The following is a 12,438-nucleotide window of genomic DNA, read 5'->3' on the forward strand; positions in this document are numbered from 1 at the left end:
CTCAGCCGTCTTTGGGCACTGGCGGATGGCGGGTCACGAAATGCCCCTTCACCCCTTGGGGCCACGTGCGATAGGGCACCTGTCCGCTTTCGCTTTCGGCATGCAGCTTGGCATAGCCCACAATCGCCTCTGCGGCCTCTTTGTCTGGCGTGAACTGCCCAAGCGTATAGGCCAGCTTCCCGTCAGCCTGCACCGCAACATTACACGCCCCTTTGCACCCCATCAGGCACGATGTGCGGCGTGTTTTGACGTCGCCCAGATCTTCGGCTTCGATCAAAGCGGCAAGACGTTCGCCATCGGTCAGGGCCATATCACCTTGATCCCAATTGTCGCACTTGCAGGTGTCACAGATCGTAATCCACGTGGTCACTGTCTTGCCTCCTCAGTCAGGTATTCTTGCGTAATGCGCTCAGGATCGGGACCCAACCCCAAAACCGCCAAAGGCGCAAGCATCCTGACCGTTTGGGCGGGAATTAACTCATTTTCAAGAAACTACTCATCTTTGGGGCGGAATCACTATATGAATGGTGGCACAATCCGTATGTGACGCACGGGTGATGGAGTTTTTATGAATGTTTTGATCGTAGAAAGCGATCGCGATTTGGGTCAGATTTGGTCTGATCATATCGCGCGACAAGGTTGCCGTGTCACCCTCGTTGGGTCTGAAGATGCCGCTGCAAAGGCGACGTTAACAGATAAGTTTCAAGTGATTATCCTCGATCTTGATCTGGAAGAAGGCAGCGCCCTCGCATTTGCGGATCTGGCCAGTTACCGCCAGCCAGACAGCAAAATCCTCTTTGTGACAAAAACCACCTTCTTCTCGGACGGCTCCATCTTTCAGCATGTCCCAAACGCCTGCGGATTTATGGGGTCCAACTCGCGCCCCGATGATCTGGCCGCGGTTGTCCACCACCACGCATCAACGCGCCACTGACCACCTGTCAATCGCGCCCATGCGGTGCCATGAAATCCAGATCGGGGTTAATCGGGATGATGCGATGCGGGTTAACCGTTTCGTGACTGTAATGATAATGCCGCACGATATGCGCCATTCCCACAGTCTCTGCCACGCCCTGCACTTGATACAGCTCGCGGGTGTAGCCCCATAAGTTCGGGTAATCGACAATCCGCTTTTTGTTGCATTTGAAATGCAGGTGATAGACGGGATCAAAGCGCACAAGCGTTGTGAACAAACGCCAATCCGCTTCTGTGATCTGCTCGCCCATCAGATAGCGGCGCGTGGCCAGACGCTCTTCCAGCCAATCCAGACTGTCAAACAACGGCCCCACAGCGGCGTCATAGGCCGCTTGTGTGGTGGCAAACCCGCTTTTGTAAACGCCGTTGTTCACGGTGTGATAAATCCGCTCGTTCACCTCTTCGATGGCCTCCCGCATCTCCTCGGGCCAGTAGTCATCGGTATTGCCCGTGATCGCGTCAAAGTCCGAATTGAACATGCGGATGATGTCCGCGCTTTCGTTGCTCACAATCGTGCCGCGCTCTTTGTCCCACAGGATCGGCACCGTCACACGCCCCGATACCTTCGGATCCGCCTTGATGTAGATGTCACGCGCAAATGGCAGCCCGAACAACCTGTCGCCCGTTGCCCCGTTGTCATCTGTCTCAAACGTCCAGCCATCGCCCATCATGTCGGGATGCACCACGGACACATCGATATGCGGCTCCAACCCTTTCAGCTTGCGAAAAATCAGCGTGCGATGCGCCCATGGACACGCCAGCGAGACATACAGATGATAGCGCCCGCTGCGCGCTTTGAACCCGCCCTCACCGCTTGGACCCGCCGCCCCATCGGCCGTAATCCAGTTGCGAAACCGCGAGGTATCACGCTCAAACGCCCCGCCCGTGGATTTGGTGTCATACCATTCATCACGCCACACACCGTCAACAAGCTGTCCCATCTGTTCACTCCTTTTGTTTGCACCTGTCCTATCAGAGCCCGCACGCCGCGCCGACTGCCGTTCGCGCACAGGCACCTCCACAGTGTCGCACCGTCGCAAACATGCCCTTGCGCGCCGCTGAATCGGTTTGCACGCCTGCACGCCCCCGCCTATACCAATGGCCAGACGACGCCCGATGGGGGCCAGACCGAGGGTCTGTCGCAGGTCGACCCAGACAGGGGACCACACGGCAGACATCGTCCACTCCCAAACGGCTGACCAAACGAATGGATCTGACCGATGCGCCTTGCCCTTGCCTTACTTCTGCTTTCCACAACAGCCGCCTCTGCCCACCCGGGCCATTGGGGCGAACTGGCAGGCCACGACCACTGGATCGCAGCAGGTGCCCTGGGGGCCGCCGCCGCCGCAGCACTTTGGGGCTGGCTCAAAGGTAAAAAAGACGACGAAGAAGCAACCGAAGATGACCCCGAACTGGAAGAGGAAACCGCATGAGCGCCACCCCTCAAAAAGTCGGCGTCATGATCTGCGGGCACGGCTCGCGCTCTCAATCGGCCGTCGACGAATTCGCAACCTTGGCCGATAAACTGCCCGCTTATTTCCCGCCCGACTGGGAAACCGAATACGGCTATCTGGAATTTGCAAACCCCGTGATCCGCGATGGCCTTGATGTGCTGCGCGAAAAGGGCTGCGACAAAATTCTGGCGGTGCCCGGCATGCTCTTTGCCGCGATGCACGCCAAAAACGACATCCCCACGGTGCTCAACACCTATGCCACAAAACACGACATCGATGTCAGCTATGGCCGCGAACTGGGCGTGGATCCCAAGATGATCGCCGCCGCCGCTGGCCGCATCCGCGAAGCACTGGAAACCGCCCCCGATGTGCCGCTGGAAGAAACCTGCCTTGTCGTCATCGGGCGCGGCGCCTCCGACCCCGACGCCAACGGCAATGTCGCCAAAATCGCCCGCATGCTCCAAGAAGGCATGGGCTTTGGCTGGCTCGAGGTTGGCTATTCGGGCGTGACCTTCCCGCTGGTCGAACCCTGCCTGCAACACGCGGCCAAACTTGGCTACAAACGCATCGTCGTGTTCCCCTATTTCCTCTTTTCAGGCATCCTGATCGACCGTATCTACGGCTTCACCGATCAGGTCGCCGCCGCACACCCGGATATCGAATTTCTCAAAGCAGGCTATCTGGGCGACCATCCTAAAGTGCTCGAAACCTTTGCAGAACGCGTGCGCGAACAAATGGGCGCGAACCCGCCGCCCAACTGCGGCACCTGCGCCTATCGCACCCAGGTTTTGGCGCTGGAAAAAGATGGCAAACCCATCTGCATCGCCGCCGAAGACCGCGCAGGCCATCCCGCCTTTGCCGATGTGCCGCCGCCCACATGCGTGCTGTGCAAATACCGCACGGCTGTTCTGGGCTTTGAATCCGAGGTCGGCTCGGTGCAGGAATCCCATCACCACCATGTCGAAGGGCAGGGCGCCTCTGCGCCGGGGTCCAACGTCGAAGATTGCACCCATTGCGACACCTTCTGCACAGGCATGTGCCGTCTGGTGATGCAGGACCATCATCACCATCACCACCACGGGCATGATCACGATCATCACCATCACCATCACGATCATGATCACCACCACCCCGAATACCCCCACGCCAAACACCCGCACGGGCCTGAATCGGCACGTAAGGCCAAGACGTGATGTTTGTTTCTCTTGGCCCGAAGGGCCGCGCCCGACCCTCCCCACGGGAGGGCGCATTGCAGCGTTTCATTCAAATCACACGGCAGTTTTTGGCACTGCCATCGTTCACGAAACGCCTGTCTGACGCCCACCCAGGGTCGGTCGCGGCCCTTCTGCGTTGCGCAGGATTTCGGGGGTGTGGGATTCCGCAGGTTTTGCTGACAAAACCCGCTCTATCCCACCGTCGTTCCCTTTCTGGCGAAAGGTAACGCGACATGCGCCCATACGAAAAAGACCCTATGACAATCTATGCCCAGTCCTTTGCCATAGTGCGGGCCGAAGCGCGGCTGGATCGCTTTCCAAAGGGGCTTAATGCGCTGGCCATCCGCCTGATCCACGCCTGCGGCATGGTCGAGATTGCAGACCGCCTTGCGTTTTCACCCGATGCCTACAGTGCAGGCGCAACTGCCCTGCAGGGCGGTGCGCCAATCCTGTGCGATTGCGAGATGGTCGCGGCTGGCATCATCCGCCGCTACTTGCCCGCTGAAAACAAGGTGATCTGCACCCTCAACAATGCGGGCACCCCCGATCACGCTCAGGCCATTGGTAACACGCGCTCGGCGGCGGCTGTCGATAGTTGGTTGCCACACCTATCTGGCGCAGTTGTCGCCATCGGCAACGCGCCGACAGCTTTGTTCCGCCTTCTCGAACAGCTTGATGACGGTGCGCCAAAACCTGCCGTGATACTCGGCTTCCCCGTGGGCTTTGTCGGCGCGGCAGAATCCAAGGCCGAACTTGCCGCCAATCCGCGCGGCTGCGATTTCGTCGCTTTGCGCGGGCGGCGTGGCGGCTCGGCCATCGCGTCGGCAGCGGTCAACGCCCTTGCCGCGGGCCTGCCAGAGGACCGCGCGACATGATGCAAAATCGCGCCTCTATCGCTCGGGTGTTGCGCAAATCCCCGGTGTCAGAACGTCTGACGCAAAGCCATACCGTGAGCATACGCTCTGCCATACATGTGTATGCCGCAGCAGGAACCACAAGATGAACGCACCATGGCTACATATTGTAGGATTCGGCGAAGACGGTTTTGATGGGTTAACACCTGCCACCCGCGCCGTGGTAGAAGCCGCCGAAATCATCATCGGTGGCGACCGTCACCACACGCTCGCGCCCAATATTTCTGCGCAACGCGTATCATGGCCATCGCCCTTTGATGCCCTGATTGAAACGCTGGAAAGCTATAAAAATCAAAGGGTTGTGGTGCTTGCGACGGGCGATCCGCTCTGGTTTTCGGTGGGCGCGCGGATCGGTCGCGCGATAGATTCCAGCCAGATTGTATATCACCCTCAGCTCTCGGCGTTCCAACTTGCAGCGGCCCGTATGGGCTGGTCGCTTGCAGACGTTGAAACGCTCACCGTTCACGGTCGCCCTGTCGAACAAATGGTCGCTTTTATTCAGCCAGATCAACGGCTTATCGTGTTGACCACAGGGGCCGAAACGCCTGCCCAGATCGCCAAATTTCTTGCCGATCGCGGTTTCGGCGCGTCCAAAATGACCGTCCTCGCCGCCATGGGCGGTGACCGCGAAGAGCGCTTCGACGGCACCGCCGCCACCTGGTCCCATCAGGTGCCTGCCTTCAATACCTTGTGTGTTGAATGTATCGCGGCCCCAGATGCTGCGCTTTTGCCGCGTGTTCCGGGGCTGTCGGACGACCTGTTTCAGCACGATGGTACCATGACCAAGCAAGAGATCCGCGCCGTCACAGTGGCCAAATTGATGCCCATGCGCGGCGCTTTGCTGTGGGATATCGGCACGGGCTGCGGCTCTGTCGCCGTCGAATGGATGCGCGCCGCCCGCTACACCCGCGCCATCGGCATCGAGCCCCGCGCCGACCGCCGCGCCCTCGCCGCCGCGAATGCGCTGGCCTTGGGCGCGCCGAAACTGGAGCTGATCGAGGGCGAAACACCCAATGCTTTGAACGGCTTAGAGGCCCCTGACGCGGTGTTCATCGGTGGCGGTCTGTCAGAGGAAACCTTTGATGCGGCATGGTCCGCCCTGCGTCCCTTGGGGCGTTTGGTTGCCAATGCGGTCACGCTCGACAGCGAAGCCTTGCTGATCCACCTGCACGAAAAACACGGCGGCCAGCTTGTAAAACTACAGGTCCACCGCGCAGAACCGATTGGACCCTACAAAGGCTGGCGCCCCGCCATGCCCGTCACGCAATGGAGCCTGATCAAAAGATGAAAGGCATCCTCTATGGCGTGGGCCTTGGCCCGGGCGACCCCGAATTGATGACGCTCAAGGCTGATCGGTTGATCCGCACAACCAAAGTGATTGCATATCCGACGCTGGCAGGGGCCGAAAGTTTCGCCCGCTCTATCGCGGCGCAGGCCATTCCGGATGATGCCCGCGAGATTGTGATGGACGTGCCCATGACAGTCGCCCGTCAGCCCGCCCAAGACGCTTACGACGCAGGGGCCGCAGAAATTCGCGCCGCCCTCGATGCGGGCGAAAACGTGGTGTGCCTGTGTGAAGGCGATCCGTTTTTCTATGGCTCATTCATGTATTTGTTTGCGCGTTTGTCGGCAGACTACGACTGCCAGATTGTGCCGGGCGTGACCTCGATGACCGCCTCTGCCGCTGTCACAGGAACGCCGCTCGCTGCCCGCAACGAAGTGCTGACCATCATCCCCGGGCCGCTTGCCGAAGACGCGCTGGAGGCGCGGATGAAGGATGCTGATAGCCTGTGTATCATGAAGGTCGGGCGCCATCTGTCCAAACTGCGAGACGTCATCACGCGGCTCGGTTTGTTGGACCAAGCCATCTATATCGAACGCGCCACGCTTGCTGCCCAAGTGACCATGCCACTGGCGCAAGCCCCTGAAAAAGCACCCTATTTCTCTATGATCCTTATCACGAAAGGAGCCGATCCATGGCTCTGACCCCCGTTGTTCTGGCGCTGTCGGCGTCTGGCGAAGCCACCGCGCACCGTATCGCCGCCGTTATCGGCGCGCATGTGCATGGCCGCGAAAATCGCGTGCAAAAGGCCGATGCCTTCTTTGCAAATGCGCTGGATCACGCGCGTGATCTTTTTGCGGCAGGCCGCCCGATTGTGGGCGTTTGCGCCAGCGGAATCCTTATTCGTGGGGTCGCCCCCCTATTGGCCGACAAAACGACCGAGCCGCCCGTGATTTCGGTGTCTGACGACGGGTCTGTCGTGGTGCCGCTTTTGGGGGGGCACCGCGGGGCAAACCGGCTGGCCGCGCAAATTTCGAACGCGCTTGATGCAACCGCGGCAATCACAACCGCGGGTGATGTATCATTAGGCGTCGCGCTGGATGAGCCACCCGAAGGGTGGCGTTTGGTGAACCCCCATGATGCGAAAGAAGCGATGGCCATTTTGCTGTCAGGCGCGGGCGCAACGTTTCTGGGCGCGGATGCGCATGATGCGACATGGCTGCAGGGGTTGCCCCAAGGCGACGGGCTGCGCATTACCTGTTCCGCCGCGCCGCAGTCTGATCTTGGGCCAGATCATCTGCAATTTGCGCCGCAACGCTTTGCCCTTGGCGTGGGTTGCGCGCGCAACTGTCCTGCAGATGAACTGTCGGAACTGGTCGCAAACAGCATGGCCGAGGCCCGTATCATTCCGCACGCCATCGCGTCGGTGAACACCCTGACGTTAAAGGCCGACGAACCCGCGATCATTGCCTTGGCCAACACCTTTGGCGTGCCCATGCGCGTGTTTGATGCGCAGGTTTTGGAGGCCGAAACCCCCCGTTTGCAAACCCCGTCAGACGTGGTCTTTGCCGAAGTGGGCACTCACGGCGTGTCCGAGGCCGCAGCCCTTGCGCAGGCGGGTGATGCAGCAAGCCTGCATGTGGCCAAACGCAAAACCGCGAACGCCACCTGCGCGATTGCGACAGCGCCTGCGCCGCTCATCGAATTGCGTGGTCGCAGCCGTGGCCGTCTTTCGATTGTTGGCATCGGTCCCGGCCAAGCCACATGGCGCACGCCCGAGGTCAGCAAGCTGGTGTCAGAAGCCCAAGAGCTTGTGGGCTATGGCCTCTACATCGATCTGCTTGGCCCACTTGCGGTTGGCAAGGAACGCTCTGATTTCCCCTTGGGGGGCGAAGAAGACCGCTGCCGCTATGCCCTTGAACAGGCAGGAAAAGGCAAGAACGTCGCACTGGTTTGTTCAGGCGATGCGGGCATCTACGCGATGGGCGCGCTGGTGTTTGAATTGCTGGATCGCGGCCCTGATCAGATGGGTGTGAGTGATGCTGCGCGCCGCGTGGATGTTGTGTGCTCGCCCGGCGTGTCGGCGTTGCAAGGGGCTGCTGCGCGCGCTGGTGCCCCGCTTGGGCATGATTTCTGCGCCATCAGCCTGTCGGATTTGCTGACCCCGCGTGAAGACATCGTCAAACGCCTGCAAGCCGCTGCGCAGGGGGACTTTGTGATCGCGTTTTACAACCCCGTGTCGATGCGCCGCCGCACGTTGTTGGCCGAAGCGCGCGACATCCTGTTGCAGCATCGCCCCGCCGATACACCTGTGATGCTGGCCTCTTCTTTGGGGCGGCCTGAAGAGCACATTCGCTATCGCAATCTCGCTGATCTCGAAGTTGACGAAGTGGATATGCTGACGGTTGTTCTGGTCGGCTCCAGCCATTCCAAATTGGCGCAGCTCGGGACAGGCCCGCGCATGTATACCCCCCGCGGATATGCCCGCAAAATTGACGGAGATCTCGCATGACAGTCTATTTCATCGGTGCAGGTCCGGGCGACCCAGAGCTGTTGACGCTCAAGGCGCAAAAGACCATTGGGCGTTGCCCTGTCTGCCTCTATGCAGGTTCGTTGGTGCCGGCCGAAGTGGTGGGCTGCGCCCCCGCAGATGCGCGCGTGATGGACACGGCCCCTATGACGCTGGAGGACACCCACGCCGAAATACTGGCGGCCCATGACAAGGGGCAAGACGTGGCCCGCGTTCATTCGGGCGATCCGTCGCTTTATGGTGCCATCGCCGAACAAATCCGCCTGCTGCGTCGCGACGGGATTGAGTATGAGATCATCCCGGGTGTGCCTGCCTATGCCGCCGCTGCGGCCGCCTTGGGTCAGGAACTGACGGTGCCCGAGATCGGCCAGTCCATCGTGCTGACGCGTATGTCGATGAAATCGACCTCGATGCCCGCAGGTGAAACCCTAGAAAACTTTGCCCGCACGGGCACCACGCTGGCCATCCATCTGGCCATCCGCAACCTGCGCGAGATCGAACGCGTGCTGATCCCGCACTACGGTGAAGATTGCCCCGTGGTCGTGGCCTACCGCGCCAGTTGGCCTGACCAGTTGTTCATCCGTGGCACGCTGTCAGACATCCGCGCCAAGGTGCGCGATGCCAAGATCACCCGCACCGCGCTAATCATGGTCGGCCCTGTCCTGGGCGAGGTGAAAGACTTTAAGGACAGCGCGCTCTACGACCCCGCGATGCCCCATGTGCTGCGGCCCAAAACTTTCGTAGATTAAATCAGGAACTATCGCCTCGTTTTTGTGTTGATTCATCAGACACATGAAAAACAGGAGGTTAATATGAAATTTCTGACAACAACCGCAATCGCACTGGGCCTGACCGCAACGGCAGCTATCGCTGACACGCCAAGCAATATGAGCCTGACAGGGGAAAACTCTGCCCAGATGAGCGTTGATCCCGATGCACTGATCCGCACACGCGACATCACAGGTGGCAGTATTTACGCCATGGAAGTGGTGCAGCCCGATGCGTGGTTTGACGGTGACGACATCGCCGAATTTAACCCCGAATGGAACGAGATTGGCGAGATTGAGGACATCGTGTTGTCCAAAGATGGCCAGATGACAGGTATCGTCGCCGAGGTCGGTGGCTTTCTGGACATCGGTGACAAACATGTGCTGATTTCACTCGATGACGTGAAACTGGTCCCCGTCGACGATGAAACCTACGCCTATGTCACATACTTCAGCGAAGAACAGCTGGAGGAAATGGACAGCGTGGACGAAGGATTCTGGAACTAATCCAGCAGCTTTGAATTGACCAAAGGGTCGCCATCTGGCGGCCCTTTTTTGCTACTGCAAATCCCCGAACGCCGCTTGCATCCGCGCCACGGCGTCCTCAACAACCGAGCGCGGTGCCGCGATGTTGAACCGCAAGAAATCATCGCCGCCCACCCCAAATGTCGGCCCGTGGTTCACGGCGATCTTCGCGTCCTCTTGGGTGCGGCGGGTGAAGTCCTCCATCGCCATGCCCGTTCCCGAAAAATCGACCCACGCCAGATAGGTGCTTTCCAACTTCATACTGGCCAGCCCGGGGATCGCGTTGATCCCTTCGTCAAACACCCGCGCGTTTTCCCCCAGATACTCGGTCAGTTGATCGACCCACGCCGCACCGTCAGGCGAATAGGCGGCCGTGGCCATGAACAACCCGAACGAATTGGGCGACAGCCCCAAGGCCATCATGCGCGCACCAAAGCGTTTGCGCAGATCAGGGTCCTCGATAATCACGTTGCCCGAATGGGACCCCGCGATGTTGAAGGTCTTTGTCGTGGCCGTCATCATCACCAAACGGTCCACCGTGTCGGTCTCATGGGCGATATGGCTCATCGGGATGTGTTTCGCGCCGTTCAGCGTCAGGTCATGGTGAATCTCGTCGCTCACCAAGGTCAGGTCGTGCCGTTTGGCAAACTCTGCCACGCCGACCAGTTCTTCATGGGTCCAGACGCGCCCGCCGGGGTTGTGCGGCGAACACAGGATGACCATTGTCTCGGATCCCGTCATCGCCGCATCATAGGCGTCGAAATCAAGTTCATAGCGGCCTGCATTGTTTACCATCTCCATTGAGACAACATGGCGATTGCTGGCGTTAATCACCTTGGCAAAGGCATGATAGACAGGGGTGAACAGCACGATCCCGTCGCCTTCTTGGGTGAACGCATCCAGACACATCGCCGTGCCATTCACCAACCCATGTGTCGTGAACACCCATGACGGATCAATTTTCCAGCCATGGCGATTGTCCATCCACCATTGGATCGCGCCCAGATATTTGCTGTCATCGCCGAAATAGCCATAGATCCCATGGTCATGCATCGCCTGTACGGCGTCTTGGACACAGGCGGGTGGCTGGAACTCCATATCCGCGACCCACATCGCAATGCCTTCATCAGGTGACACCCCATAGAGCGTTTCCATCGCGTCCCATTTCACACAATGCGTGCCGCGGCGATCAATCACTTTATCAAAGCTCATGGGGTCTCTCCTGTTTGTTGGCCCGACGTTACCCCATGGCCTTGTGATTGCAAGGGAGCGGCGAAGCGATTATGTGGACGGCATGAGCATTTTACCGATCCTGATCCACCCCGACCCACGGCTGAAAAAAATGGCCGAGCCTGTGACCGAGGTCACCGACAAGCTGCGCACATTGGCAGACGACATGCTGGAAACCATGTATGACGCGCCGGGCATCGGGTTGGCCGCGAACCAAGTGGGCGTGTTGCAACGCATTTTGGTCATGGATTGCGTGAAGGAAGAAGGCGAGGATCCGCGCCCGATGGTCCTTTTGAACCCCGAAGTGATTGCGGCCAGCGAAGAGCTTGGCACCTACGAAGAGGGCTGTTTGTCGATCCCCGAACAATACGCCGAGGTGAAACGCCCCGCCGTGGTCACCGTGCGTTGGATGGACCTTGATGGGGCGATGCAGGAAGAAGAATTCGACGGGCTTTGGGCCACCTGCGTGCAGCACGAGATCGACCATCTGGATGGCAAGCTGTTCATCGACTACATCGGCCCGCTCAAACGCCAGATGATCACGCGCAAAATGCAAAAGCTCAAACGCGAACGGGCGCGCGCCTGATGGCAAATGTGCGGCCCTTTGTGATGTGGCCTGACACGCGGCTTCGCACTGTGGTCGAAGATTTGCCGCAAGTCACCGATGAGACCCGCACGATATGGGATGATATGATCGAAACGATGGACGCGATGCCCGGTGTCGGCCTGGCCGCGCCGCAAATCGGTGTGATGCAACGCCTTGCCGTTGTGGATTGTTCCGACGCGCGGGGTCAGGCGATCTGCATGGCCAACCCGCGTATCCTGCACGCCAGCGCCAAATTGCGCACCCACGAAGAAGCCAGTCCCAATCTGCCCCATGTCAGTGCTGCGATTGACCGCCCCCGTGCGGTGACAGTGGCCTTCCTGAACCGCGATGGCGCGCCAGAGGAACGCGACTTTGTCGATATCTGGGCCACGTCGGTTCAGCACCAGATCGACCACTTGAACGGTAAGCTCTACATCACGCATCTGTCCAAGGTGAAACGCGATATGCTTATCAAAAAGTCGCTGAAAGCGCGGGGCTAGATCATGCGGATCGTTTTTATGGGCACGCCCGATTTTTCCGTTCCCGTGCTGCATGCGCTGAAAGAGGCGGGGCACGAGATTGCAGCCGTTTACTGCCAGCCGCCCCGCCCCGCAGGCCGCGGCAAGAAAGACCGCCCCACGCCAGTGCACCAGGCCGCGGATGCGTTGGGGTTGGACGTGCGTCACCCGAAATCGCTGCGCACCCAAGAGGCACAAGCCGACTTCGACGCCTTGAACGCCGACATCGCTGTCGTCGTGGCATACGGTCTGATCCTGCCCCAACCGATCCTCGATGCACCGACGCACGGCTGCCTGAATATTCACGCCAGCCTGCTGCCCCGTTGGGGGGGGGGGGGGGGGGCCCCCCCCCCCCCCCCCCCCCCCCCCAAAAAAAAAAAAAAAAAAAAAAAAAAAAAAAAAAAAAAAAAAAAAAAAAAATAAAAAAAAAAAAAAAAAAAAAA

General features: G+C 59.3%; 14 protein-coding genes and 1 pseudogene. 12 read left to right on the forward strand and 3 right to left on the reverse strand.

All coding sequences use genetic code 11. The features are described 5' to 3' along the window. Position 1 precedes the first annotated feature (1 nt). A complete protein-coding gene (locus tag L1065_RS09155; RefSeq protein WP_237095155.1) occupies positions 2 to 370 on the reverse strand; it encodes a DUF1636 family protein in 369 nt (122 codons plus the stop codon). 198 nt (positions 371 to 568) lie between these two features. On the opposite strand from L1065_RS09155, the gene L1065_RS09160 reads away from it, so the two are divergent. Next, positions 569 to 934: a response regulator gene (locus tag L1065_RS09160; protein ID WP_237095156.1), complete on the forward strand. Its 366-nt coding sequence runs from the start codon at positions 569 to 571 to the stop codon at positions 932 to 934. A gap of 7 nt (positions 935 to 941) precedes the next feature. Here L1065_RS09160 and L1065_RS09165 read toward each other — a convergent pair whose 3' ends face one another. Beyond that, positions 942 to 1,916, reverse strand: a complete 975-nt coding sequence (locus L1065_RS09165) for a glutathione S-transferase family protein (protein WP_237095157.1) — start codon at positions 1,914 to 1,916, stop codon at positions 942 to 944. Positions 1,917 to 2,195: 279 nt separating this feature from the next. On the opposite strand from L1065_RS09165, the gene L1065_RS09170 reads away from it, so the two are divergent. From L1065_RS09170 to L1065_RS09205, 8 genes are all read left to right on the forward strand, one after another. Then, positions 2,196 to 2,408 (forward strand): DUF6732 family protein, encoded by a 213-nt coding sequence (locus L1065_RS09170; protein ID WP_237095158.1) that lies wholly within the window; start codon positions 2,196 to 2,198, stop codon positions 2,406 to 2,408. Further along, on the forward strand, positions 2,405 to 3,622 hold the full coding sequence (locus L1065_RS09175; protein WP_237095159.1) for a sirohydrochlorin chelatase: 1,218 nt from the start codon (positions 2,405 to 2,407) through the stop codon (positions 3,620 to 3,622). Before L1065_RS09170 ends, L1065_RS09175 begins: the two co-directional genes overlap by 4 nt. Positions 3,623 to 3,876: 254 nt before the next feature. After that, the gene (locus L1065_RS09180; protein WP_237095160.1) at positions 3,877 to 4,518 is read left to right on the forward strand and encodes a precorrin-8X methylmutase; all 642 of its coding nucleotides are present in this window, start codon (positions 3,877 to 3,879) and stop codon (positions 4,516 to 4,518) included. A gap of 124 nt (positions 4,519 to 4,642) precedes the next feature. After that, complete coding sequence (gene cbiE / locus L1065_RS09185; RefSeq protein WP_237095161.1) at positions 4,643 to 5,845, forward strand: precorrin-6y C5,15-methyltransferase (decarboxylating) subunit CbiE; 1,203 nt, start codon at positions 4,643 to 4,645, stop codon at positions 5,843 to 5,845. Continuing rightward, positions 5,842 to 6,543, forward strand: coding sequence for a precorrin-2 C(20)-methyltransferase (gene cobI, locus L1065_RS09190; RefSeq protein ID WP_237095195.1), 702 nt, complete (start codon positions 5,842 to 5,844; stop codon positions 6,541 to 6,543). Before cbiE ends, cobI begins: the two co-directional genes overlap by 4 nt. Continuing rightward, positions 6,534 to 8,351: a precorrin-3B C(17)-methyltransferase gene (gene cobJ / locus L1065_RS09195; RefSeq protein WP_237095162.1), complete on the forward strand. Its 1,818-nt coding sequence runs from the start codon at positions 6,534 to 6,536 to the stop codon at positions 8,349 to 8,351. Before cobI ends, cobJ begins: the two co-directional genes overlap by 10 nt. Continuing rightward, positions 8,348 to 9,118, forward strand: coding sequence for a precorrin-4 C(11)-methyltransferase (gene cobM, locus L1065_RS09200; protein ID WP_237095163.1), 771 nt, complete (start codon positions 8,348 to 8,350; stop codon positions 9,116 to 9,118). Before cobJ ends, cobM begins: the two co-directional genes overlap by 4 nt. A gap of 63 nt (positions 9,119 to 9,181) precedes the next feature. After that, complete coding sequence (locus tag L1065_RS09205; protein WP_237095164.1) at positions 9,182 to 9,643, forward strand: PRC-barrel domain-containing protein; 462 nt, start codon at positions 9,182 to 9,184, stop codon at positions 9,641 to 9,643. A gap of 51 nt (positions 9,644 to 9,694) precedes the next feature. On the opposite strand, the gene L1065_RS09210 is transcribed toward L1065_RS09205, so the two are convergent. Next, complete coding sequence (locus L1065_RS09210; RefSeq protein WP_237095165.1) at positions 9,695 to 10,873, reverse strand: MalY/PatB family protein; 1,179 nt, start codon at positions 10,871 to 10,873, stop codon at positions 9,695 to 9,697. Positions 10,874 to 10,955: 82 nt separating this feature from the next. Here L1065_RS09210 and def (L1065_RS09215) point away from each other — a divergent pair, with 82 nt between their 5' ends. The 3 genes and pseudogenes from def (L1065_RS09215) to L1065_RS09225 form a co-directional block, all read left to right on the forward strand. After that, complete coding sequence (gene def / locus L1065_RS09215) at positions 10,956 to 11,477, forward strand: peptide deformylase (RefSeq protein WP_237095166.1); 522 nt, start codon at positions 10,956 to 10,958, stop codon at positions 11,475 to 11,477. After that, positions 11,477 to 11,977, forward strand: coding sequence for a peptide deformylase (gene def, locus L1065_RS09220; RefSeq protein ID WP_237095167.1), 501 nt, complete (start codon positions 11,477 to 11,479; stop codon positions 11,975 to 11,977). The genes def (L1065_RS09215) and def (L1065_RS09220) overlap by 1 nt, the downstream gene beginning before the upstream one ends. Positions 11,978 to 11,980: 3 nt before the next feature. Next, positions 11,981 to 12,328 (forward strand): annotated as a pseudogene (locus tag L1065_RS09225) (methionyl-tRNA formyltransferase); the annotation flags it as partial. Between the last annotated feature and the right edge of the window lie 110 nt (positions 12,329 to 12,438).

This window comes from Nereida sp. MMG025, assembly GCF_021654165.1.
Taxonomy (GTDB): Bacteria; Pseudomonadota; Alphaproteobacteria; order Rhodobacterales; family Rhodobacteraceae; genus Nereida.

Bases quoted from the DNA above. Each gene is read 5' to 3' on its own strand.
- L1065_RS09175 (WP_237095159.1), top strand. From the start codon at position 2,405: ATGAGCGCCACCCCTCAAAAAGTCGGCGTCATGATCTGCGGGCACGGC.
- L1065_RS09180 (WP_237095160.1), top strand. From the start codon at position 3,877: ATGCGCCCATACGAAAAAGACCCTATGACAATCTATGCCCAGTCCTTT.
- cobI (WP_237095195.1), top strand. From the start codon at position 5,842: ATGAAAGGCATCCTCTATGGCGTGGGCCTTGGCCCGGGCGACCCCGAA.
- def (WP_237095166.1), top strand. From the start codon at position 10,956: ATGAGCATTTTACCGATCCTGATCCACCCCGACCCACGGCTGAAAAAA.
- L1065_RS09170 (WP_237095158.1), top strand. From the start codon at position 2,196: ATGCGCCTTGCCCTTGCCTTACTTCTGCTTTCCACAACAGCCGCCTCT.
- cobJ (WP_237095162.1), top strand. From the start codon at position 6,534: ATGGCTCTGACCCCCGTTGTTCTGGCGCTGTCGGCGTCTGGCGAAGCC.
- cobM (WP_237095163.1), top strand. From the start codon at position 8,348: ATGACAGTCTATTTCATCGGTGCAGGTCCGGGCGACCCAGAGCTGTTG.
- L1065_RS09205 (WP_237095164.1), top strand. From the start codon at position 9,182: ATGAAATTTCTGACAACAACCGCAATCGCACTGGGCCTGACCGCAACG.
- L1065_RS09160 (WP_237095156.1), top strand. From the start codon at position 569: ATGAATGTTTTGATCGTAGAAAGCGATCGCGATTTGGGTCAGATTTGG.
- L1065_RS09210 (WP_237095165.1), bottom strand. From the start codon at position 10,873: ATGAGCTTTGATAAAGTGATTGATCGCCGCGGCACGCATTGTGTGAAA.
- L1065_RS09165 (WP_237095157.1), bottom strand. From the start codon at position 1,916: ATGGGACAGCTTGTTGACGGTGTGTGGCGTGATGAATGGTATGACACC.
- def (WP_237095167.1), top strand. From the start codon at position 11,477: ATGGCAAATGTGCGGCCCTTTGTGATGTGGCCTGACACGCGGCTTCGC.
- cbiE (WP_237095161.1), top strand. From the start codon at position 4,643: ATGAACGCACCATGGCTACATATTGTAGGATTCGGCGAAGACGGTTTT.